This is a genomic window from Ruegeria sp. CH6, from assembly GCF_056537005.1.
Genome location: NZ_JBQFQS010000019.1, coordinates 13,490 through 36,134 on the forward strand (window position 1 = coordinate 13,490; position 22,645 = coordinate 36,134).

The 22,645-nt window shown below is 55.3% G+C and carries 20 protein-coding genes and 1 other RNA gene; 14 read left to right on the plus strand and 7 right to left on the minus strand.

Going from position 1 to position 22,645, the window contains the following annotated elements:
• Positions 1-158 precede the first annotated feature (158 nt).
• Positions 159-257, minus strand: an RNA gene (gene ffs, locus ACR0CW_RS21390) — signal recognition particle sRNA small type.
• Between the two features lie 39 nt (positions 258-296).
• Positions 297-2,255 (minus strand): bifunctional 2',3'-cyclic-nucleotide 2'-phosphodiesterase/3'-nucleotidase, encoded by a 1,959-nt coding sequence (locus tag ACR0CW_RS21395; RefSeq protein ID WP_480789335.1) that lies wholly within the window; start codon positions 2,253-2,255, stop codon positions 297-299.
• Positions 2,256-2,359: 104 nt separating this feature from the next.
• Between ACR0CW_RS21395 and nudC the strand changes: the two genes are divergently transcribed.
• From nudC to ACR0CW_RS21415, 4 genes are read left to right on the plus strand one after another with little or no spacing between them, the layout of a single operon-like run.
• Positions 2,360-3,343: an NAD(+) diphosphatase gene (gene nudC / locus ACR0CW_RS21400; protein WP_480789336.1), complete on the plus strand. Its 984-nt coding sequence runs from the start codon at positions 2,360-2,362 to the stop codon at positions 3,341-3,343.
• Between the two features lie 39 nt (positions 3,344-3,382).
• The gene (locus tag ACR0CW_RS21405; RefSeq protein ID WP_170337149.1) at positions 3,383-3,850 is read left to right on the plus strand and encodes an SRPBCC family protein; all 468 of its coding nucleotides are present in this window, start codon (positions 3,383-3,385) and stop codon (positions 3,848-3,850) included.
• Positions 3,851-3,886: 36 nt separating this feature from the next.
• The gene (locus ACR0CW_RS21410) at positions 3,887-4,357 is read left to right on the plus strand and encodes an N-acetyltransferase family protein (protein WP_480789337.1); all 471 of its coding nucleotides are present in this window, start codon (positions 3,887-3,889) and stop codon (positions 4,355-4,357) included.
• A gap of 46 nt (positions 4,358-4,403) precedes the next feature.
• The gene (locus ACR0CW_RS21415) at positions 4,404-4,946 is read left to right on the plus strand and encodes a chloramphenicol phosphotransferase CPT family protein (protein WP_480789338.1); all 543 of its coding nucleotides are present in this window, start codon (positions 4,404-4,406) and stop codon (positions 4,944-4,946) included.
• An 11-nt stretch (positions 4,947-4,957) separates the two neighbouring features.
• Here the strand turns inward: ACR0CW_RS21415 and ACR0CW_RS21420 are convergent, their stop codons facing one another.
• Entirely contained in the window at positions 4,958-5,791 is an 834-nt protein-coding gene (locus ACR0CW_RS21420; RefSeq protein WP_480789339.1) for a prephenate dehydratase, read from the minus strand.
• Between the two features lie 119 nt (positions 5,792-5,910).
• On the opposite strand from ACR0CW_RS21420, the gene ACR0CW_RS21425 reads away from it, so the two are divergent.
• The 5 genes from ACR0CW_RS21425 (at position 5,911) to ACR0CW_RS21445 (ending at position 12,279) form a co-directional block, all read left to right on the plus strand.
• Positions 5,911-6,417 carry a c-type cytochrome gene (locus tag ACR0CW_RS21425; protein WP_155142456.1) on the plus strand — a complete coding sequence of 169 codons (507 nt, stop codon included), beginning with the start codon at positions 5,911-5,913 and terminating at the stop codon, positions 6,415-6,417.
• Between the two features lie 174 nt (positions 6,418-6,591).
• Positions 6,592-8,502: an extracellular solute-binding protein gene (locus ACR0CW_RS21430; RefSeq protein WP_480789340.1), complete on the plus strand. Its 1,911-nt coding sequence runs from the start codon at positions 6,592-6,594 to the stop codon at positions 8,500-8,502.
• Position 8,503: 1 nt separating this feature from the next.
• A complete protein-coding gene (locus ACR0CW_RS21435) occupies positions 8,504-9,598 on the plus strand; it encodes a microcin C ABC transporter permease YejB (protein WP_480789341.1) in 1,095 nt (364 codons plus the stop codon).
• Entirely contained in the window at positions 9,599-10,705 is a 1,107-nt protein-coding gene (locus ACR0CW_RS21440; protein WP_480789342.1) for an ABC transporter permease, read from the plus strand. It abuts the gene before it with no gap.
• Positions 10,702-12,279, plus strand: a complete 1,578-nt coding sequence (locus ACR0CW_RS21445; RefSeq protein ID WP_155142395.1) for an ABC transporter ATP-binding protein — start codon at positions 10,702-10,704, stop codon at positions 12,277-12,279. The genes ACR0CW_RS21440 and ACR0CW_RS21445 overlap by 4 nt, the downstream gene beginning before the upstream one ends.
• A 24-nt stretch (positions 12,280-12,303) precedes the next feature.
• Here ACR0CW_RS21445 and ACR0CW_RS21450 read toward each other — a convergent pair whose 3' ends face one another.
• Entirely contained in the window at positions 12,304-14,232 is a 1,929-nt protein-coding gene (locus ACR0CW_RS21450) for an elongation factor G (protein WP_170337135.1), read from the minus strand.
• Between the two features lie 204 nt (positions 14,233-14,436).
• Positions 14,437-15,792: an oxygen-independent coproporphyrinogen III oxidase gene (hemN, locus tag ACR0CW_RS21455; RefSeq protein ID WP_480789343.1), complete on the minus strand. Its 1,356-nt coding sequence runs from the start codon at positions 15,790-15,792 to the stop codon at positions 14,437-14,439.
• A 61-nt stretch (positions 15,793-15,853) separates the two neighbouring features.
• Between hemN and fnrL the strand changes: the two genes are divergently transcribed.
• Positions 15,854-16,597, plus strand: coding sequence for a transcriptional regulator FnrL (gene fnrL / locus ACR0CW_RS21460; RefSeq protein ID WP_155142398.1), 744 nt, complete (start codon positions 15,854-15,856; stop codon positions 16,595-16,597).
• On the opposite strand, the gene ACR0CW_RS21465 is transcribed toward fnrL, so the two are convergent.
• Positions 16,594-17,466: a LysR family transcriptional regulator gene (locus ACR0CW_RS21465; RefSeq protein WP_480789344.1), complete on the minus strand. Its 873-nt coding sequence runs from the start codon at positions 17,464-17,466 to the stop codon at positions 16,594-16,596. The genes fnrL and ACR0CW_RS21465 overlap by 4 nt on opposite strands.
• Positions 17,467-17,563: 97 nt before the next feature.
• On the opposite strand from ACR0CW_RS21465, the gene ACR0CW_RS21470 reads away from it, so the two are divergent.
• Together ACR0CW_RS21470 and ACR0CW_RS21475 are read left to right on the plus strand one after the other, a co-directional pair.
• Positions 17,564-18,886: an aminotransferase class I/II-fold pyridoxal phosphate-dependent enzyme gene (locus tag ACR0CW_RS21470; RefSeq protein ID WP_480789345.1), complete on the plus strand. Its 1,323-nt coding sequence runs from the start codon at positions 17,564-17,566 to the stop codon at positions 18,884-18,886.
• Between the two features lie 58 nt (positions 18,887-18,944).
• Positions 18,945-19,199, plus strand: coding sequence for a GlsB/YeaQ/YmgE family stress response membrane protein (locus ACR0CW_RS21475; protein ID WP_170337127.1), 255 nt, complete (start codon positions 18,945-18,947; stop codon positions 19,197-19,199).
• A gap of 51 nt (positions 19,200-19,250) precedes the next feature.
• Here ACR0CW_RS21475 and ACR0CW_RS21480 read toward each other — a convergent pair whose 3' ends face one another.
• Positions 19,251-20,090 (minus strand): universal stress protein, encoded by an 840-nt coding sequence (locus tag ACR0CW_RS21480; protein WP_155142406.1) that lies wholly within the window; start codon positions 20,088-20,090, stop codon positions 19,251-19,253.
• Between the two features lie 195 nt (positions 20,091-20,285).
• Here ACR0CW_RS21480 and ccoN point away from each other — a divergent pair, with 195 nt between their 5' ends.
• Together ccoN and ccoO are read left to right on the plus strand one after the other, a co-directional pair.
• Positions 20,286-21,893: a cytochrome-c oxidase, cbb3-type subunit I gene (gene ccoN, locus ACR0CW_RS21485; protein WP_480789346.1), complete on the plus strand. Its 1,608-nt coding sequence runs from the start codon at positions 20,286-20,288 to the stop codon at positions 21,891-21,893.
• Between the two features lie 15 nt (positions 21,894-21,908).
• The gene (gene ccoO / locus ACR0CW_RS21490; protein WP_170337124.1) at positions 21,909-22,637 is read left to right on the plus strand and encodes a cytochrome-c oxidase, cbb3-type subunit II; all 729 of its coding nucleotides are present in this window, start codon (positions 21,909-21,911) and stop codon (positions 22,635-22,637) included.
• The last annotated feature ends 8 nt before the right edge of the window (positions 22,638-22,645 follow it).

The window sequence follows — 22,645 nt, forward strand, 5'->3', positions numbered from 1 at the left end:
AGAAACAGCAAGCCGCACAGATGGCGCACGCGCATCCGTGGGTGATGTGTTCAGGCAGTCGGAAGTGTCCGCTAGATCAGCGCCGCACTGCCTGAGGGATTTGTACTACAATCATCAAAGCCCTCCTTTGGCTGCGGATTGATCGCCGAATTGGCGGTAAGTGAGAGGCTGGACATCGACCCAAGCGGGACTCGTTGTGGCTGCTTCCTTCCGGACCTGACCAGGTTGGCGAGGCGCTCGCCCGCGCCAACCTCTCGAAGCCCGATATAGGGATTTGGCAGTGCAATGACAACCCATCACAGGCTTAGTCTGATCCTGAGAAATCCATCAGGGTCTTGATCGAGAATTTGCGGTTCGTATTCTGCCAGTTCTTGTAGATAATCCGCGGCGCCCGTCCCGGTTCTGAGGACCGCCAGCGATCCCGGCTGGCCGATGAACGAAAACGGGCGTTGTGCCTTCTCCAGCGGATCAGCGGGTAATTTGCCGGACACATAGTCACGCAAGATATCCTGTAATCGCAATGGAGGAAGCTTGATGGCCTTCACGTGCTCGGGAAACGGAAAATGCCCACCTCCGCTGGCTCTGTAGTTGTTGAGCGCTACGATAAATTCTTGATCCTGCTCCACCGGACTGCCGCGATGACGCAAGTTGCAGATTCGCGAATTCGTAGTATTGATCAATTGACCACCTGCGCTGAAGCGGGCGGGTTGCGACAAATCGATCTCGTATGACACGCCGTGCAATATGTCGAAGTTGTGCCCTGCCCGGTGCGGATTATTCAACTCAGCCTCGTGACATTTATCTAGCTGATTGAAGATTCCTGCAGACATCTCGATCCAGTCAAGCAGTTGGGCTCCACTGACACATATGGCTCGAAGCTCATTCGGAAATACGTGCAGGTCTGCTACATGTCTCATCGAAATTTCACCTGCCGGCACATGTGTATAATGATTAGGGCCAGCGCGTCCTCCGAATTTTGAAGGTGCTGTCGCGGACAAAACAGGAAGGGTAGCAAACTTGGTTCCGGACAAGAATGGCCGCAGAGCAGCGGCCTGTGCCGCGGCAACCAGGGCCAGCCCCCGATCATGCGCACAATAGCTGAAAAAGCTGTGCAGAGGCTTGGATGTCTGCCCTACTGGCTTGGCCATACGTGCTCTGGTGTGCGCATGCCCGTGCGAAAACACCTTCTTTAATTCAGCGTCTTCCGGAACAGGTAAGTTCTCATTGGCAGAACATATTGGCTGCAACTGGCTTGAGCTGTCTACGATGCGCCAGCGACCGGAAGGCTCACGTTCGACGGCAACATCGATGATGCCCAGGTGCGAGCCGGCGAAACCCGGCATGACAACAGGTTTGCCATGGATTCGACCGATGTGATTTTCAACATGCTCCAGTTCGTCATGGTTTTTCCCGGGTAAGGTCAGATGCGTATGGCCAGCGATGATCGCATCTATTTCATCAATCGCGGCCATCGGGATCACAGCATTTTCCAACCCCGTGGCAGCATCGGACTGTCCCAATCCGGAATGGGCCAGCGCGATGACCAGATCACACCCCATTTGACGTAGCCGGGATGCAGTTCTGCGCGCAGATGACATGATGTCGGCCACTTTCACCTGATCCATCAGGCGATGCGCCTCCCATTGCGCAGTTTGCGGTGGCAATACGGACAATACGCCGATCTGAATTGGAAACTCCCGGTTGGCGACTGTGAGAGAGCGCCGCAAGACCGCGTATTCTTGCCAGCTCTGGTCGCCCGTGCTGCGCTTCATATTGCTGCAAACCACAGGGCAGGGTGCCTGAGAGAGAATGCTGTCTAGCGCGAGCAAGCCAAAGCTGAAATCATGATTGCCGAGTCCGATGGCATCATAACCCAACAGACCAAAGGCCTTCATCAAAGGGTGTTCCGAACCCTTCTCCTCTGCCGCCCATTCGCCAAACGGAGTCCCTTGCAGAGAATCGCCATTGTCGAACAGCAATGTCAGCGCGCCACTCTCTCTGACCTGCTGCTGTGCCGTACGGATAAGTGTCGCTGTTCGAGTAAATCCGACTGCTGGGTCTGGGCGATCAGCATAATAGTCGAAGCTGGCCAGGTTCATATGAAGATCTGATGTCGCCAGAATCTGAATGCGCCCACAGATCGTTTGATTCTGGCAACGGCAGGGAACTTTATTCTTGATCAATTTGTCTTCTTTTGGTGGTGATTGAGTGAACGTTTGCACTAAAAAGTAGAATACATGTAAATACTTGAGCAACCATACGGTTATTCGAGAGTATGTCTGATTTTTTGGGGCTACGAATATCCATTGCTCTGGAGCCGAAGCCGTGGCACCCCTTGGCGAAAAGCTGAGGGGCCAGAATGAAACGCGCTGAACAGGTGACTTTTGGAGGTTCGGGTCTTGACCGGGCGGCCCTTATCCGAAGCGATGCGCAGAGACTTGCTGTCGCTCAGAACGACCCGTCGGCGCGCTGTTTGCTGCTTTGGCGGGGAAAGATCTTGGTTTGTGGCGAGGCGTTGGACAGTTTGGCTTTCGTTCCGATGACGCATGACCTGGTTCAGAAAGGCCCGGGCGGTGCGATCGAAACGCCGGTTTTCCTTGGGCTATCTGAAGCGGACTTGCCCATGTTTGCCATGGATATCTCGGAATGGGCTGCCGAGGGGCTGGATTTATCCGGTGTCGGCGAGTTTGTTGATCGAACCGAACAACAGCATCCGGATTTGCCGGATGGGTTTGTATTTGCCGAACTGCGTCGCATCATGACACGCCTTTCGCCGCGGGATGCCGAACTGGCTGCGACGGCCAAGGCTGTGATCGGATGGCATGAGACGCACCGGTTCTGTGCCAGATGTGGCGCACAGAGCGAAGTTTCGCAAGCTGGATGGCAGCGGAGTTGCCCCTCGTGTGGAGGCCAGCATTTTCCACGTACCGACCCTGTTGTTATTATGTTGATAACACATGGGGATTCCGTCCTTATGGGGCGCTCTCCGGGATGGCCCGAGGGGATGTACTCGCTGCTTGCCGGGTTCGTGGAGCCAGGCGAGACATTGGAAGCTGCGGTAAGACGCGAGGTCATGGAAGAAGCTGGCGTTCCGGTCGGTGCGGTCAGCTATCTGGCCAGCCAACCCTGGCCATTTCCGGCGTCTTTGATGTTCGGATGCGCCGGTGAGGCCTTGTCACGCGATATTAAGATTGATCCTGTTGAAATCGAAGACGCCATGTGGGTAAGCAAGTCCGAAATGATGCAGGCCTTTGCCGGTGAGCATCCGTTGCTTTTGCCAGCGCGCAAGGGTGCTATTGCGCATTTTCTGTTGCAAAACTGGCTTGCGGATACACTGGACTGAGGAAACACTGGTTCACAGGCAAGAGAAGCAAAGACCAACATGCAATTTTCAGCTCGCGAAGACATCGAAGCGCCTATTGATCGGGTGTTTGAAATGGTCTCCGATTTCGAACGTTTTGAGCGCATGGCTATGCGACGCGGGATCGAGGTGCGCCGGGTGGACGAGCATTCGCCGGTCTCTGTTGGCACGCTTTGGGAAACGGAAATCAAGGTGCGTGGTAAACCCCGTCAGGTTTCGGTCTTGATGAGCGAGTTCGCGCGTCCCGAAGTGATGAAGTTTGAAACAACCAGTAAGGGCCTGAACGGACTTACGACGATCGAGTTTCTCGCCTTGTCGCAACGCAGAACGCGTATGAGTATGGAGATTGCGCTAACCGCAAAGTCTTTGCCTGCACGTTTGTTGCTTCAGTCCCTGAAACTCGGGAAATCACGCTTTCGTCGGCAATTTCAACTTCGGTTAGGTGAGTTCGCCAGAGAGTTGGAGGAACGACACCTTCACGGTGCGTGAGGTCTGCAATACGTCCTTATTCTGAGCGAGGATATGATGAGCCCTTTGACATTCCGAAATGCAAATGAAGCAGACGCGGAAGGTATTGCTTCTGTTTTGCAAGAGCTTGTGGCGGCGGGGAAACGGCACTCGGCAAGCGATTCAGAGTTTGCTCGGGCGCACTACATTACCCACTCAAACAACTTGCGGTGCACCGTTGCCGAAGATGAAGACGGTAACATCCTCGGATTTCAGGCGCTGATTCTGGCGATTGAAGACAATCCTTATGGCGCGCCTGTTGGCTGGGGCGTGATCGGAACCCACATCAGGCCAACTGCGGCGCGGCGTGGAATCGGGCGAAAACTGTTCGAGCGCACTCATGCAGCTGCGCGGGCCAACAACCTTGAGGCCATTGACGCTACAATTGGCGCAAATAACCCTGAGGGCCTGAACTACTACGAAGCTATGGGGTTCAGGGACTATCGCGTGTCAGACGGGGCGATCTCAAAGGCATTTCGGCTCAGATAGTTCTGGAAGCGGTGCCAACCGGATGTGAACGAGAGGAAGACTTGTTATGTCGCAGATCATCTTTCTCCATGGGGCATCCAGCAGCGGTAAAAGCACAATCGCCCGCGCACTGCAGCAAAGAATAGAAAAACCCTTCTGGCACATCTCGATCGACCATCTACGGGATGCCGGAGTGTTGCCGCGGGATCGATTTCAAAGTGGAGAGTTTGACTGGAGCGAGGAGAGGGCGCGCTTTTTCGCGGGGTTTCATCAATCGCTGGCATCTTATGCAGCTGCTGGGAACAACCTGATTCTGGAACACATACTGGACACCGACGGCTGGATAGAAACCCTAGTAGAGCTGTTCGAACCACATGATGTGTTTTTCGTCGCGGTGCATTGTTCAGTACCGGTTCTGAACGAGCGAGAATTGAAGCGGGGTGACCGTCCGTTGGGTAGCGCTGAAATGGATCAGAAATCAATCCATCAGAAACGGATCTATGATCTGGAAATCCAATCTGAAGACGGAGTGGATGCCAATGTGCAATCCATACTGGAGGTCTGGCGCAGCGGACTGCGCCGGTCCGAGTTCAGTTTGCATTTGGACTAGAGGCGACTCTACTACCCACGCGGTTGCGCGGCAGGATAGACGCCCAAAATCTCGACATTGGTCGTGAAGTGTTCCAACTCATCCATTGCCAGCTTAACGTTCCGGTCTTCAGGATGCCCGACAATATCGGCGTAGAATTGAGTGGCGGTGAAGGACCCATCGACCATGTAGCTTTCCAGCTTGGTCATGTTGATCCCGTTGGTGGCAAACCCGCCCATCGCTTTGTACAGGGCAGCCGGAATGTTTCGGACCTGGAAAACGAAGCTCGTGATCATGCCATGCTCGCCACGGCGCGATTCGTCAGCCTGCCGCGACATGACAAGAAAGCGAGTGGTATTATCACCCTGATCCTCGATATGGCGGGCCAGTACATTCAGCCCATAGATTTCTCCGGCCAGTTCACTTGCCAGAGCAGCTGAATGCTTGTCGCCTGCCTCTGCCACTTCTCGGGCGGCTCGAGCATTGTCAGGGCTTACCCGACCTCGAATGCCGTGTTTTGTCAGAAAACCCGCGCATTGCGGTAGCAACACCAGATGAGAATGCGCTTCGGCGATATCCTCAAGCTTTGCGCCCGGTACGCCAAGCAGGTTGATATGAACCCGAACAAAAGCCTCATCGACAATATGCAGCCCGCTATGTGGCAGTAGCCTGTGGATATCGGCAACTCGGCCGTAGGTCGTGTTTTCGACGGGCAACATCGCAAGCTCGGCTTCGCCGGAGCGTACTGATTCGATCACGTCCTCGAATGTGCGGCACGGAAGGGCTTCCATATCGGGGCGCGCATTGCTGCAAGCCTCGTGACTATAGGCGCCGGGCTCACCCTGAAATGCGATGCGTTTGGTCATTTGGTCGATTCCATGCAACAAGTTCTTGATTTGGGCGTTTAGTCGCGGTGTCTATACCTTGCCTCTTGCAAGGGGAAGCCTTAGACACCCCGCAGACAGCTGAAATGGACAAGCGATCAATGTTCGACACGATGACAGTTACCAAGGCCGCCGCTGGCCTGTTCGGCACCTTCCTGGTGCTCCTTCTGGCAAAATGGGGAGCCGACGTTCTCTATTATGCGGGCGGGCATGGCGCCGAAGCCGCCTATATCATCGAAACCGAAAGCTCTGGCGAGAGCGCTGACGGCGAAGAAGTCGTCTTTGAGGAAATGCTGGCCGCAGCCGATCCCGAGAAAGGTGCCAAGGTTTTCCGCAAGTGCACCGCATGTCATAAACTGGAAGACGGCGCGAATGGCACAGGTCCATATCTTTATGCGATCGTTGATCGTCCTGTAGCTGCAGCCAAAGGCTTCACCGGTTACTCTGCAGCGATGCAGGCCCATGGTGGCAACTGGACACCTGAGGCTCTGGATGCCTTCCTGACACGTCCGAGCGCCTATATCTCGGGCACCTCCATGAGCTTTGCCGGTCTGAAAAAGCCGCAGGATCGGGCAGACCTGATTGCCTATCTGCAAACCATCAACTGATTTTTCAGTCAGTTTCGACAAGTTTCAAAGCCGCTGCCACGTGCAGCGGCTTTATTTTTTCCTTAGTGAATCTTCACAAAGTGTTCACGCAGTCTAAACTTGCAACTGTCAGTGCTGGACCTTTAGCTAGCACGAACAAGATTAAAGTCGTGAACGACCCAGAGGATGAGCCATATGAATCCCCGCCTGCCTGAAACGCGCGTATCAACTGTTCGGCCTTGGGCATCAGTTTTGGGAATATCGGCGGCTTTACTGCTGGGGATAGCTGGACACTCTTCTGCAGCTGAAGAGAAGATTACCAAAAGTCACGGGTATTCGTACTTTGGTAATCTGGACTACCCGGCCGACTATGAGCATCTGGGCTATGTCAATCCGGATGCGCCTAAGGGTGGAGAGCTTTCCCTCGCGGCATCAGGTACATTCGATTCATTAAACCCCTACTCGCGCAAGGGCCGCCCGGGTGCTTTGACAACACTTCAGTATGATCGCCTGATCGACAGCACTGATGACAGTGTCGGTCAGTACTACGGTGTCATAGCCGAAAGCCTCGAATACGACGAAGGGCGCAACTACGTCATTTTCCATCTGCGGCCCGAAGCGACATTCTGGGATGGTACGCCCGTTACAGCCGAGGACGTTGTCTATAGCCACAGGCTGTTCATCGAACAGGGTTTGCCGTCATATGCGCAGGCTGTCGGTCGGATGGTGACCGGTGCCGAAGCGCTGGATGATCACACCGTCAAATTCACTTTCAACCCCGACGTGACACGCCGGAGCCTTATCGAAACGGTTGGTGCGACCCCCGTGTTCTCTAAGGCTTGGTTCGAAGCGGATGAGTCCCGCCGTCTGGATGAACCCCGGCTCGAAGTTGCCGTGGGATCCGGGCCATACAAACTGGATAGCTACGACATCAATCGCCGCATCGTCTATAAACGCCGAGATGACTATTGGGGCAAAGATCTTCCCATAAATCGGGGTCGGCATAACTATGACACCATTCGCCTGGAGTATTTCGCGGACCAGACTGCTGCTTTCGAAGGGTTCAAAGCCGGCGAATACACTATGCGGATCGAAAGCGATCCGAAACTCTGGGCGTCCAGCTACGACTTCCCAAAGCTGACTGAAGGTTTTGTGGTAAGGGATGAAATCCTCGATGGCAGCCCTCCGACGCCATCCGGGTTTGTTTTCAATCTGGCCAAACCGCAGTTTGCAGACAAAAATGTGCGTAAGGCCTTGGCTTTGGCGTTCAACTTTGAATGGGCAAATGAATCGCTGATGTTTGGACTGAACGCACCGCGCAGTTCGTTTGTACAGGGTACCCCGTTGCAGGCAGAGGGTTTGCCAGAAGGCGCGGAACTGGAATTTCTTGAAACGCTTGGTGACGTTGTTCCAGCAGAGTTTCTGGCCGAGCCCGCACTGGTCGTGCACGAATCCAATCCGGCACGTTTGAATGATCGCCGCAACCTTCGCAAAGCGTCCAAACTTCTGGATGAAGCCGGTTGGCCGGTAGGCCAAGGGAATCTGCGCCGTAACGCGCAGGGGCAGACGCTGCGGGTCGAAATCCCGTATCCCTCCAACCTGCCGACATCGACGGCAACGATGATCGAAACCTTCGTTCAAAACCTGCAATCCATTGGTGTCGATGCCAAAGCTGAAAAGGTTGATCCCGCCCAATACACGCTGCGCAGCCGTGAACGGGATTACGACATGGTCTATTCAACGCGCTATGGCTCTTTCCTGTCTACGGGTGGCGGGCTGAGCCAGATGTATGGATCGGACGAAGCTGAGTTCAGTCTGTTTAACCCGGCCGGGTTAGCCAGCCCGTTGGTCGATGCAATCATTGAAGCATCATTCGAAACGGACAATCAGGCCGATCAGGATACGGCGCTCATGGCGCTCGACCGTGCTTTGCGGTATGAGTTCTTTGTGATCCCTGTCGGATACATCGCGGACTACTGGACGGCCTACTACGATATGTATGAATACCCTGAGAACCTGCCTCCCTATGCGCTCGGATACCTCGACCTGTGGTGGGTCAATCCAGAGAAAGAGGCAGAACTGAAGGCAGAAGGCGCGCTGCGATAACATGGGCGCCTATATTCTAAGACGCCTGTTGCTCGTCATTCCGACGCTGCTGGGCATTATGATCGTCAACTTCACGCTGGTGCAATTTGTACCGGGTGGACCGATCGAGCAAATCATCGCGCAGATCGAAGGACAGGGTGATGTCTTTGCCGGTTTTGCCGGCGGAGGCGATACCGGTGCCGGTGCTGAACCCGCGGGTGGAGTATTCGACGACAAATACGTTGGTGCACGCGGCCTGCCGCCGGAGTTTCTCGAAGATCTGGAAAGGGAATTCGGTTTCGACAAGCCGCCGCTTGAGCGATTTCTCGGTATGATGGGTAACTATCTGACGCTGGATTTTGGTGAGAGCTATTTCCGGTCGATCAGCGTGATTGATCTGGTGCTGGAAAAGATGCCGGTTTCGATTTCGCTGGGTCTTTGGTCGACACTGATTGCGTATCTGGTGTCGATTCCGTTGGGTATTCGCAAAGCGATAAAGGATGGCTCGAGATTTGATACCTGGACCAGTGGTGCGATTATCGTGGCTTACGCGATCCCGGGTTTCCTGTTTGCGATCCTGCTGTTGGTACTTTTTGCAGGCGGTTCTTACTGGCAGATATTCCCGCTGCGAGGTTTGACGTCGGACAATTGGGATAGCCTTAGTCTGTTTGGTAAAATAGCGGATTATGCTTGGCACATGATACTGCCAATTACGGCGTACACGATTAGTGCTTTCGCTACGCTGACTTTGCTGACTAAGAACTCGTTTCTGGACGAAATCAAAAAACAATATGTGGTTACCGCGCGCGCGAAAGGCCTAAGTGAAAAAAAGGTGCTTTATGGCCACGTTTTTCGCAACGCCATGCTTATCATAATTGCTGGATTCCCCGCCGCATTTTTGGGTGTCTTCCTGGGGCAGTCTTTGATCATTGAAACAATTTTTTCACTGGACGGATTGGGACGACTGGGCTTCGAAGCCGCGGTAGCGCGAGATTACCCGATAATCTTCGGTACTCTGTTCTTCTTTGGTTTGATCAGTTTGGTCGTCGGTATCATCAGCGACCTGATGTATGTCCTCGTCGATCCACGCATCGACTTCGAAAAGCGGGAGGGGTAAATGGCGCTTTCCCCTCTCAACCAACGGCGCTGGCGCAATTTCCGGCGCAATGGCCGGGCGTTCTGGTCGCTGATCATCTTTGGAATTCTGTTTGGCCTTTCGCTCTTTGCTGAGTTCATCGCCAACGACAAACCGATCCTGGTCAGCTACCGGGGTGAGCTCTATACGCCGATCTTCAAGTTCTACCCGGAAACGGACTTTGGCGGAGATTTTCAGACCGAAGCGATCTACCGCGATCCTGAGGTCCAGTGTTTGATCGACAGCGGTGGTCTCGAGCAGTGCTTTGATGACCCCGAAGGGATCATTGAACAGATCGACGCTGGAATCTTTCAGGCCGAAGGTTTCGAGCGTGGCTGGGCGATCTGGCCCCTTATCCCGTATTCCTTCAACACAAGTGTGGATCGCCCCGGTGCGGCCCCTCTGCCGCCCAATGGCCAGAATCTTCTGGGTACGGATGACACCAAGCGCGACGTGCTTGCTCGGGTCATCTATGGCTTCCGTTTGTCGATCCTCTTCACACTGATCGTGACCGGTGCGGCCAGCCTGATCGGGATATTTGCCGGTGCCATTCAGGGCTTTTTTGGTGGCTGGCTGGATCTGATTTTCCAGCGCATTATTGAAATCTGGTCGGCCACGCCCTCGCTCTATGTGATCATCATCATGTTCGCCATTCTGGGCCGAAGTTTCTGGCTGCTGGTGGCGCTCATGATCCTGTTTTCATGGACCGGCCTGGTCGGGGTCGTTCGGGCTGAATTCCTGCGGGCGCGAAACCTTGAATATGTGCGCGCGGCCAAGGCGCTGGGCGTCGGCAACATGACCATCATGTTCCGCCACATGCTGCCCAACGCGATGGTTGCCACGCTGACATTCATGCCATTCATCGTGACCGGAACCATTGGCGGGCTCGCAAGCCTTGATTTTCTGGGCTTTGGCTTGCCCTCATCGGCTCCGTCGTTGGGTGAACTGACCCTGCAGGCAAAACAAAACCTTCAGGCCCCTTGGTTGGCGTTCACCGCGTTTTTCACCTTTGCAATTATGCTGTCACTGCTGGTCTTTATCTTTGAAGGCGTGCGTGACGCATTCGATCCCAGAAAGACCTTCTCATGAGCCTGCTGGATGTGAACAACCTCAAGGTCTCGTTCCGTCAGGACGGGCAGGTCAGTGCAGCGGTAAAAGGTGTGTCCTTCACCGTCGATCGTGGTGAAACCGTCGCTTTGGTTGGTGAGTCCGGTTCGGGAAAGTCAGTCACAGCGCTCAGTACTGTGTCCCTGCTTGGCGACAGCGCAATTGTCGAAGGATCGGTTCAATACGACGGGCAAGAGATGATCGGCGCCTCTGAAGATCTGCTGATGGACGTTCGTGGTAACGACATCAGCTTTATCTTTCAGGAGCCGATGACCTCGCTCAACCCGCTGCATACAATCCAGAAGCAGATGGCGGAATCTCTGGCACTGCACCAGGGCGTGTCAGGAGATGTCGCGCGGGAACGGATTGTCGAGTTGCTGACCAAGGTGGGCATACGCGATCCCGAAGACCGGTTGGACAGCTATCCTCATCAGCTGTCAGGCGGGCAGCGTCAACGCGTGATGATCGCGATGGCGTTGGCCAATAAACCCGACATTCTGATCGCGGACGAGCCGACAACGGCGCTGGATGTGACCATTCAGGCGCAAATTCTTGAGCTGCTGGCTGAACTGCAGAAATCCGAGAATATGGGGATGCTGTTCATCACGCATGATCTGGGGATTGTTCGCAGGATCGCGGATCGGGTTTGCGTGATGAAGGACGGCGAGATTGTTGAAACTGGCCCAACTGCCGAGATTTTTGATAATCCGCAGCATCCTTACACACGTAAGCTGTTGGCAGCGGAACCTTCAGGACACCCGGATCCGGTTGCAGCAGATGCCGAAGAGGTGGCCCGTACGGATCACCTGAAGGTCTGGTTTCCCATCCAGCGCGGTTTTTTGAAACGGACCGTGGGGTATGTGAAGGCGGTCAACGATGCAACGCTGAGCGTCCGCGCGGGAGAGACTTTGGGCATAGTCGGAGAGAGTGGTTCAGGCAAAACCACATTGGCTCTGGCGATCATGCGTTTGATCGCATCCGAAGGCGGGATCACGTTCCGCGATCAGGACGTACGCCGCTGGTCCACGCGTGAACTGAGGCGGCTGCGCAAGGATATGCAGATCGTGTTTCAGGACCCGTTCGGCAGCCTCAGCCCAAGGATGACATGCCAGCAAATCATTTCCGAAGGGTTGGCGATCCACAAGGTAGACCCGCATCGCGCCCCGCGCGAACTGGTTGCCGAAGTGATGACAGAGGTCGGGCTGGATCCAGAGGCGATGGATCGCTACCCTCACGAGTTTTCAGGCGGCCAGCGTCAGCGTATCGCCATTGCGCGCGCGATGGTCCTGCGACCCAAACTGCTGGTTCTGGATGAGCCGACAAGTGCGCTGGACATGACAGTTCAGGTCCAGATCGTTGATCTGTTGCGCGACCTGCAGCGGAAATATGGGCTGGCCTATTTGTTCATCAGCCACGACCTCAAGGTCGTGCGGGCAATGTCGCATAATGTGATCGTCATGCGGAATGGTGATGTAGTTGAAATGGGATCGGCTGAGTCATTGTTCGAGAACGCTCAGACCGATTACACGCGCGAACTTATTGCAGCAGCAGGCTAAGCTTGGCCTGCTGCTGCAGTTCACTTAGGCGTTGGCTGTTTCGCGGGCAGCTGACTTGGGCACTGGCCCGCGCAGTTCTTCATAATGATCAAATTGCAGTTTGACCCAACCTGTTCCGCGCGTTGCACTTGCCAGGGTGCGGTGCAATTCGTCCTCGGCCACTGCGGGGAGCTGAGCATTAAAAATCTCCCAACCTGAGGCATTTGGATTGCCCTCGAAGCCTAACACCTGCCCCTGCAAAGAACTGATCGTCGGAACCAGATCACCGACAAAGGCAGAAGGCAGATGGATTTCGGCATTCAGGATCGGTTGCAGAACCACAGGCTTTGCCTGTGGGAGCGCTTCGCGCACCGCATTCTTGCCAGCAGTTCTGAAGGCGTAGTCAGAACTGTCGACGTTATGGTGCTTGCCATCGCTCAGCGTGATTTTGACATCTACAACAGGGAAACCTTCAGGCCCTTGTTCAAGCGCGTCTTTTGCCCCGTGCTCTACAGACGGGATGTAGTTTTTGGGTACAGCGCCACCTTTGACGATTTCATCAAACTGAAAGCCAGCACCGCGTGGCATTGGTGCTATCGAGATCACAACATCGGCAAACTGACCCGCGCCGCCTGACTGTTTGCGATGACGATGCCGGTGTTCGATGGTTGAACGAATAGTCTCGCGATATGCAGTCTCAACAGGTTCAGTCGCAATCTCGACGCCAAAATCCTCGTCCAGTTTGGTTGCGACGCGGCGCATATGTTGTGGGCCTTGCGATCCCAGAATTGCATGACCACTAAGCTCATCCTGAGCCAGATGAAGACCTGGATCGATCTCGACCATACGCCCAAGAGCATTCGATAGGCGCACATCGTCCCGCTCATGCGCAGGTGACACGATCTGCCGGTGGGCTGCAGGGTGCGACGATGCCCATTCGGGCAACGGAGTGGCGGAGTTGCTGTCGTAGAGATTACCCGGATTAAGATGGTCGGATTTGACGGCAAGGCCGATCTGACCCGCCTCGAGCTGATTGATCTGCGTCTTGGCATCCAAAGTGGTCAGATTTCCAACCGTCTCGCCCCCCAAAGGTTCATGCGCTTTGACACCATCACCCAAACCACGCAGGACGATGATTTTACCAACATGTTTTTTGACGTCTGCAAAGCCAGCAATTGCGCGGGCATTCTCAGCTGCTTCATCACGTCCGGCGGCGATATCGAACTCGGGTGCCTCGTGCCGCAGTGCTTTCATCAGGCGGGTCAGGCCATTCCCGTGACTGGCAGCACCCAAACAGGCAGGGATCAGTTGATGGTTCTGCAACACCTGAGCGGCAAGATCATAGACTTCATCGCTGGGCGGCTGCTTATCTTCGATCAATTGCTCCAGCAGGTTGTCATCGAAATCTGACAGTGTCTCCAACAGTTCGGTGCGGGCTTCCTGTTCCCGATCTTCCACGGATTGAGGCAGTTCGATCAGAGCCGAGGGTTGTCCTTCCTGATACTTCCATGCCCGTTCTGAAATCAGGTCAACGGCTCCAACAATCTTGTCTCCGTCGCGGATTGGTACCTGACGCAGGGCGATGTGGTGGGTGCAATAGGTTTGCAACGCCGCGATAATGTCGCGTATCCGGCCGTTGGGATTGTCCATCCGGTTGATGAACAGAAAGCAGGGAATTCCGGCTTCTTCCACCAATCTGAGATAAGGCGCACATAGGACCGCCGCGTCCGGATCGGGTGGCACAACGACGACGGCAGCATCCGAGATTGCCATTGCGGGTCCGACATATGCCAGCGAATCCCCTCCACCATCCACGTCTATCGCGCACCAAGGCTCGTCCAGATAAGAAAAACCGTGCAAGTGCACGGTTCCGGAAACATCGAATGTGGTGGGGCGTCCGTCGAGGCGGCTTATAGCCTCGACTAGGGTTGATTTGCCCGATTGACTGGGGCCGAGGACGGTGAAAACGCGCATGGGTGCTGTCCCTCTTTCAAGTTGCAGAACGGCTGCACGAAAAGGGATTGTCGAACGCGGTAGCGTCGGCACGAATTGTCTGTGTCTGGACCTGCCTCAGATGCGGAGCGGTTTGTTGTCTCGCCCGTTGAGTTTGGGGAAAACTCAAGGCGCGCGTCAAGCCCCGACGTTTTTGGAAATGGAACAGCCCGCTGGGCTGCCCCTTCAGATGGCTGAACTGTGCCCGGCCTCGTTGAGGTCGTAGGCATCAAAACTGCGGGCAATCATTCGAGTAAGTGGACGCGCTTCGACGGGGATGAACAGGCCTTCATCAGTTATCTTCAGCAGCCCGTCAAACGCATCGTTGGTTGTCCGATACATGCGCTGCAGTTCTGAAGCGGAAACATCGTAGTCCCGCAGGATTTCTGCCGAATCGATCCGAAAGTCGCACATCAGTGCTTCGATCAGGCGTGCGCGTAATACATCCTGACCCTTGAACAAGTGTCCCCGCGATGTCGAGAACTGGCCATTGCGAATGGCTTTGGTGTGCGCCGAGGTTGCTGGCGCGTTTTGTGCATAGCCCTGAGGGAAGCGTGAGATTGAGCTGGCGCCAACCCCGATCAGCACCTCGGCCTGATCGTCGGTATAGCCCTGGAAGTTCCGTTTGAGCCTGCCGGCCTTCAGCGCATGGGTCAGCCCGTCATCCTGCGTAGCAAAGTGATCAATTCCGATCTCGGCGTAGTTGTCCCAAAGGAACAGCCGACGTGCCGTATCAAAAAGATCGAGGCGCTGTTCGGGTGTCGGCAGAGCCTCGGACGGGATAAGTTGCTGACGCTTGGCCATCCATGGCACATGCGCATAACCATAAAGCGCGACGCGATCCGGGTTCAGTGACAGCAGTTTCTGGACACTTTCGGTCATCCGGGTCTTGGTCTGATGTGGCAGGCCATACAGGATATCTGCGTTCAGACTCGAAATCCCGCGTGCCCGGATCATTTCAATGGCTTCACGAGTTGTGTCGTAGCTCTGTATGCGCCCGATGGTCTTCTGAATCTCATCATCGAAGTCCTGCACGCCGATCGAGGCGCGGTTCATTCCCGCCTCGGCCAACGCGTCCAGACGCGCCTCATCAACCTCGTTCGGGTCGATCTCGACCGAAAACTCGGCATCTGGTCCCATGGGCACGATGCCGAGAATATAACTGGCCAGATCCCGCATCAGGTCCGGGTTCAGCAGGGTGGGGGTGCCGCCCCCCCAATGTAGCCGCGACAGGGTCACCCCGCTGGGCAGACGTTGCGCCAGCAGATCAAGCTCGGCCTTCAGGACGTCTACATAAGCAATGACGGGATTATCCGTTTGCGTGCCTTGCGTCCTGCAGGCACAGAACCAGCACAGCCTGCGGCAGAATGGAACATGTATGTAAAGCGAAACGGCACTTCCGGGTTTTATGTCCGAAATCCAGTCGCCAAAACGATCAGGCCCCACATCATTGCTGAAATGCGGGGCGGTAGGATAGCTCGTGTAACGCGGTACTTTCGCGTCAAAAAGTCCGAGCTTGGCCAATTGAGGTTTCACTATCATAGCGATACCGTTATGGCATGCCCCGTCTAGGTACCTTGACCGAGATCAAGTGGAAACGCGAATGACACTGACTGTTCAATTTGACCATTCTAACTGCGATGACTGCCCGATCCGTCATCGGGCTGTATGCGCGCAATGCGATCAGGAAGAGCTCGAAGAGCTGGAAGATATTAAATATTATCGCAGTTTCGAGGCTGGGCAGACCATCATCTGGTCAGGCGATCAGATGAATTTTGTCGGCTCTGTTGTGTCCGGAATCGCATCGCTGACTCAGACGATGGAAGATGGTCGCACACAAATGGTCGGCCTCTTGCTGCCCAGCGACTTTGTTGGCCGCCCGGGGCGCGAATCGGCACCATACGATGTTCAGGCGACCACCGACGTGGTCATGTGCTGCTTTCGCAAGAAGCCGTTCGAGGATCTGATGAGCCATACGCCGCATATTGCGCATCGTCTGCTGCAGATGACTCTGGACGAGCTGGATGCGGCACGGGAATGGATGCTGGTCCTTGGTCGTAAGACCGCGCGGGAAAAGATTGCCAGCCTGCTGTCGATCATCGCCCGCCGCGATGCGTCGGTCAGCCAGAAAGGTATGTCGGGTCCGATCGTATTCGACCTGCCTCTGACGCGCGAAGCAATGGCGGACTATCTGGGCCTTACTTTGGAAACCGTAAGTCGTCAGATTTCAGCCTTGAAAAAGGATCAGGTCATCCTCCTGGAAGGCAAACGTCACGTGACTATCCCGGATATGGGACGCCTGATGGAAGAGGCCGGTGACGATACTGATGGCGGCTTTCTTGTCTAACCAATCTCTTTGAGCCACCTCACAACCCTTTCGATGGGCGAACGGGGGTGCAAGGGGCGCGGGCACCAAAGGTTCAGCGTGTCCGGCAATGCGACCTTGGTTTCAAACGGTGCAACAAGCCGTCCGCTTTTGAGATGTGGTTCAACAAGTGCGCTATGGCCGATCAAAACACCTGCGCCATTCAATGCCTCTTCAACCGCGAGAGCATAGAGCGAAAATACAGGGCCTTTAGGGGCAAATCCCTGTTCGGGCATAGCTGCGGAAGTCCATTGCTGCCAATCGTTGAACCAAGTGGAATCCGACAGGCAAGTGACACTGGATAAGTCTTCTGGTGTTTTCAGACGGTTTGCAAGAGTAGGCGCGCAAACCGGGAAAATGACGTTGTCCGAGACGGATTCACCAAGTTCGCCGCCAAAGAACAGATAAATGTCATAAGGCGCACGCTTGAGGTTTGGGGGCGCCTCTTCGGCTGTTAGCGAAACCTCGATTTCCGGTTCCGCCAAACGGAGTTCGGGCAATCTGGGTGACAGCCAAAGCTGTGCGATCGAAGGCAGTGTCACGATGTGAACTACCTGCGGTCGCGCCTCGGTTCGCAAGGTTTGAGTTACCTGACCCAACATATCGAACGCTGACGTTAGGTCGGGCAAAACCTTTTGTCCCAAGGCTGTAAGGGCCACGCCCCGTGCGTTTCGATCGAACAAAGGTGCCCCCAGGTCTTCTTCCAGTGCTTTGACATGGGCTGAAATCGCGCCCGCACTGACGCCCAGTTCGATCGCGGCAGAGGAAAAGCCGCCCAGTCGTGCGGCGGCTTCAAACGCGCGTAACGCATTCAGAGGCAGTGGTTTGGGGCGCGGCGGTGCAACAGACATAATATTAGGCTCAGATTTTCTGACCCTATTTTTTCGGAAAACTGATTTGATCGCAAGCTGGGATCTTTGCACTCTGACTTTGAAAACGGAGGATCAGATGCCACAACTCGCCCGCCGCCCATGGGTCCCGACCCAATGTGAAAACCGCGTACAACAGATTGCTCAGGCCGTTGAGCCGCTCAACCCGGACGCAATCGACAAACAAATCGAGACGCTGATTGCGCGAAATTCAGAGATCCACGATGCAGAGTGTTTCAACCTGAACCCGGCAACAAATGTCATGAATCCACGGGCTGAGGCTGCCTTGGCAGCTGGCTTGGGTAGTCGCCCGTCTCTGGGTTATCCCGGCGACAAGTATGAGATGGGGCTGGAAGCGATTGAAGAAATAGAGGTTATCGCAGCGGAACTCGCAGCGAAGGTCTTCAACGCGAAATACGCGGAAATTCGTGTTGCTTCGGGTGCGTTGTCTAACCTCTACGGTTTTATGGCGCTGACCGATCCCGGGGATACAATTATAGCCCCTCCCGCGACAGTCGGAGGGCACGTGACGCACCACAAAGATGGATGTGCGGGCCTTTATGGTCTGAACACGTTGAACGCTCCGGTCGATGCGGATGGTTATAGCCTTGATCTGAACGGTTTGCGCGAGTTGGCAAAAACGCACAGACCTAAACTCATCACAGTTGGGGGGTCGCTGAACCTGTTTCCGCATCCCGTATCCGCAGTCCGGGAGATAGCGGACGAAGTAGGCGCGAAGGTGCTGTTTGACGCGGCCCATCAATGCGGGATCATCGCCAGTGGCGTTTGGTCAAATCCACTGGATGAAGGGGCGCATCTGATGACGATGAGCACCTACAAGAGCCTAGGTGGCCCTGCTGGCGGCCTTATCGTCACCAATGACGCTGAGATTGCAGAACGGCTGGACGCCATCGCCTTTCCCGGGATGACCGCCAACTTTGATGCCGCCAAATCAGCATCTTTGGCGATTTCCCTGCTGGATTGGATCGAATTTGGTCCCGCTTACGGTCAGGCTATGGTCGAGCTCGCGCAAGCGATGGCCAAGGAAATGGAAGAGATCGGATTACCAGTGTTCAAAGGTGCAAGTGGCGCAACTGAATCCCATCAGTTTGCGTTGGAGGCAGCGCGCTTTGGAGGCGGGCAGGCTGCATCGAAAACGCTGCGAAAGGCAGGCTTCCTTGCTTGCGGGATCGGATTGCCGATCGCACCGGTGGAAGGAGACATGAATGGCTTGCGCATTGGGACTCCGGAACTGGTTCGTCGTGGTGTAACACCAGATCAAGCAGGAGAGCTTTCGGCTCTGATCGCCGAGGCTTTGTCCACGGCAGATCCGGCGAGTATCGCACCGCGTGTGCGGGAACTTCGCGAACGGTTTCAGGGCATGCACTACGTTCGTACGTGACCGAACGCCCCGACCATGGTCTAATGCCTTTGAGTGAAGCAACATTCAGGAGCAAGGCATGGAATTCAGTAGCCTTTTGGCAATGCTGTTCATCGGGGCGATCGCTGGCTGGTTGTCCGGCAAGATCATGGAAGGCCGAGGCTTTGGTCTTGTCGGCAATGTAATCGTTGGGATCGTTGGGGCTTTTCTGGCGGGCCTGATCTTTCCCGCCCTTGGTTTTGCAGTCGGCGGGGGTTTGTTCTCGTCGATCTTCTTTGCGACCGTGGGCGCCGTGATCCTGCTGTTTGTAATCGGGCTGATCAAAAAAGCCTGAACAGAAGAACCGCCCCGATCGAGGGCGGTTCTTTCAATCTGGTACACGTGGTCAGTGTGCCAAAAAGACCGGAACATCAGATTGTTCCAACATATTCCGAGTTGCCCCACCCAGGATCGCTTCGCGGAAACGGGAATGTCCGTATGCACCCATGACGATCATGTCCGCATCAGTATCTGCAGCGTGTCGGTTCAGAATGTCTGAGACACGCGTCATGGTTTTGCTTAGTACATCTATTTCGCATTTCACGCCGTGACGGGCGAGCATCTGTGAAAGCATACCACCCGGGTCTGAACGGTCGGGTCCGTGGCGTGGCGGGTCAATCACCACGATGCGTGCGACATCAGCTTGTTTCAGGAAAGGAAGGGCACGGCGTATCGCCCGCATCGCCTCGACGCTTTCGTTCCAGCCAATCAGAACAGTGCGCGGCTTCGAGAACGGCTTTGCATCTTCGGGAACGATCAATACCGGTGCATGACCTTCGAACATGGCTGCTTCGACAATGGGTTCGGCCTCGGCTCCACGATCCTTGCCATAGGGTTTCGGCAGGACAACAAGGTCCGAAAAACGTGCGCGATGCGCTACGTGGCGACTCAGATCGGCTAGCTGACTTACGCCGTTTTCCGCAGACCAGCGTATGCCGGTTTTTCCCAGATACTCCTGAGCAGATGCCAGAATCTCATCAGCTTCGGCATTTGCCCGAGTCAGAGTTTCCTGCAGGATAAGCGCGTTGGCACCTGCATAGTAATACCCTGTCTGACTGCGATCGACGCCAAGGCAAAGCGCTTCGGCATGTGCATCCTGTGCTTCGGCCAATGCGGCCAGCTGCGCCAGAGCCGGTTGGGCAAACCGGGTCTCGGTCATGATTGTTAGAAGAGATTTGTAAGCCATGTCGACCTCAATTTTGGGGCGGTTAGCCGGATGTGCACAGGTAACATATTCATTTATTTATGCCTGTCACAGAAAACAGGCTATTGTCTTGATACAGATCAAAGCAGCGGCGGCTGCTGTCCGACAATACAGCAGCCAGTCAAAAAGGTTCTGCGCTACAAAAGAATCGCGCAGAGCATGGCAAAGGGACGCAATATGTCGAATTACATCAAGCTGATCGTGCTTGGGCTTATCGTGCTATTCGCAGCGATAGGGTCCAATTATGCACGGGATTTGGCGTATCAGGTGCATGCGATTCTGGTGATGATCATCGCCGGTGGGTTGTTTATCTGGACGCTAAGAAACACTGACGAGCCAGATATTCTTGTTGATCGCTCCGCCGAGTACATGGATGACGTGATCCGCTATGGCGTGATTGCGACGGCATTCTGGGGCGTTGTCGGATTTCTGGCAGGGACCTTTATTGCGTTCCAGTTGGCCTTTCCCGCACTCAACTTTGAATGGGCCGAAGGCTATCTGAACTTTGGGCGTTTGCGGCCGTTGCACACTTCAGCTGTGATCTTTGCATTTGGCGGTAACGCACTTATCGCGACCTCATTCTATGTAGTTCAGCGCACCAGCGCTGCGCGGCTGTGGGGTGGCAATCTGGCGTGGTTTGTATTCTGGGGCTACCAGTTGTTCATCGTACTGGCGGCAACCGGTTACGTATTGGGTGGAACCCAGTCCAAGGAATATGCCGAACCTGAATGGTATGTTGATCTGTGGTTGACCATTGTCTGGGTGGCCTATTTGGCGGTCTATCTGGGTACGATCATCAAGCGGAAAGAACCCCACATCTATGTGGCAAACTGGTTCTACCTGGCGTTCATCGTCACCGTCGCCATGCTGCACCTGGTCAACAACATGACCATCCCTGTCAGCATCTGGGGTTCGAAATCGGTCATCGTCTGGTCGGGTGTTCAGGATGCCATGATCCAGTGGTGGTACGGCCACAACGCTGTTGGCTTCTTCCTGACCGCGGGCTTCCTGGGCATGATGTACTACTTCATTCCCAAGCAGGCCGAACGTCCTGTGTTCTCGTACAAGCTGTCGATCATCCACTTCTGGGCGCTGATCTTCCTGTACATTTGGGCTGGTCCGCACCACCTGCACTATACCGCGCTGCCAGACTGGGCCTCGACGCTGGGCATGGTGTTCTCGGTCGTGCTCTGGATGCCTTCGTGGGGTGGTATGATCAACGGTCTGATGACCCTGTCGGGCGCATGGGACAAGCTGCGCACCGACCCGGTTATCCGGATGATGGTGATCTCGGTCGGCTTCTACGGCATGTCCACCTTTGAGGGGCCGATGATGTCGATCCGTGCCGTGAACTCCTTGAGCCATTACACCGACTGGACGATTGGTCACGTGCACTCGGGTGCGCTGGGCTGGAACGGTATGATCACCTTTGGTGCTCTGTACTTCCTGGTACCTGTCCTGTGGAAGCGTGAGCGTTTGTACTCGCTGCAGATGGTCAGCTGGCACTTTTGGCTCGCCACCATTGGTATCGTGCTCTACGCCGCGTCGATGTGGGTCACCGGTATCATGGAAGGCCTGATGTGGCGTGAAGTGGATGCCAACGGCTTCCTGGTGAACTCGTTCGCCGACACCGTGGCTGCCAAGTTCCCGATGTATGTGGTGCGTGCTCTGGGTGGCGTCATGTTCGTCGCTGGCTCGCTGATCATGTGCTACAACCTGTGGATGACTGTGCGGAAAGCGCCGGCCAAAGAGGCCAGCCTGACCGTTGCGGTCCCGGCTGAATAAGGAGGGCCGGTAGCTATGGCAATTCTTGACAAACATAAGATCCTCGAGACCAACGCGACCCTCCTGCTGATCTTCAGCTTTCTGGTCGTGACCATCGGTGGCATCGTTCAGATCACCCCACTGTTCTACCTTGAGAACACCATCGAGAAGGTGGAGGGCATGCGCCCTTACACCCCTCTCGAAATGGCCGGGCGTGAGATCTACATCCGCGAAGGCTGCTACACCTGCCACAGCCAGATGATCCGCCCGATGCGGGACGAAGTGGAGCGCTATGGCCACTACTCACTGGCGGCCGAGTCCATGTACGACCACCCGTTCCAATGGGGGTCCAAGCGGACCGGTCCCGATCTGGCGCGTGTTGGAGGCCGCTATTCGGACCAGTGGCAAATGGACCACCTGCGCGATCCGCAATCGGTGGTACCTGAATCGGTGATGCCGAAATACGGGTTCCTCGAGCGCCGTAAGATCGACGGCAGGTATATCGGTGACATCATGGCGGCAAACGCTGTAGTCGGCACGCCCTATACCGAAGAGATGCTGGAGAATGCAGTGGCGGACTTCCGCGCTCAGGCCGATCCGGACAGCGATTATGATGGTCTGCTGGAGCGCTATGGTGACAAGGTCAATGTCCGCAACTTTGATGGTCAGCCTGAGCTGACCGAAGCTGACGCCCTGATCGCCTACCTGCAGATGCTGGGCACGCTGGTCGACTTCTCGACCTTCACCCCGGACGCCAGCCGCTAGGGAGGGTT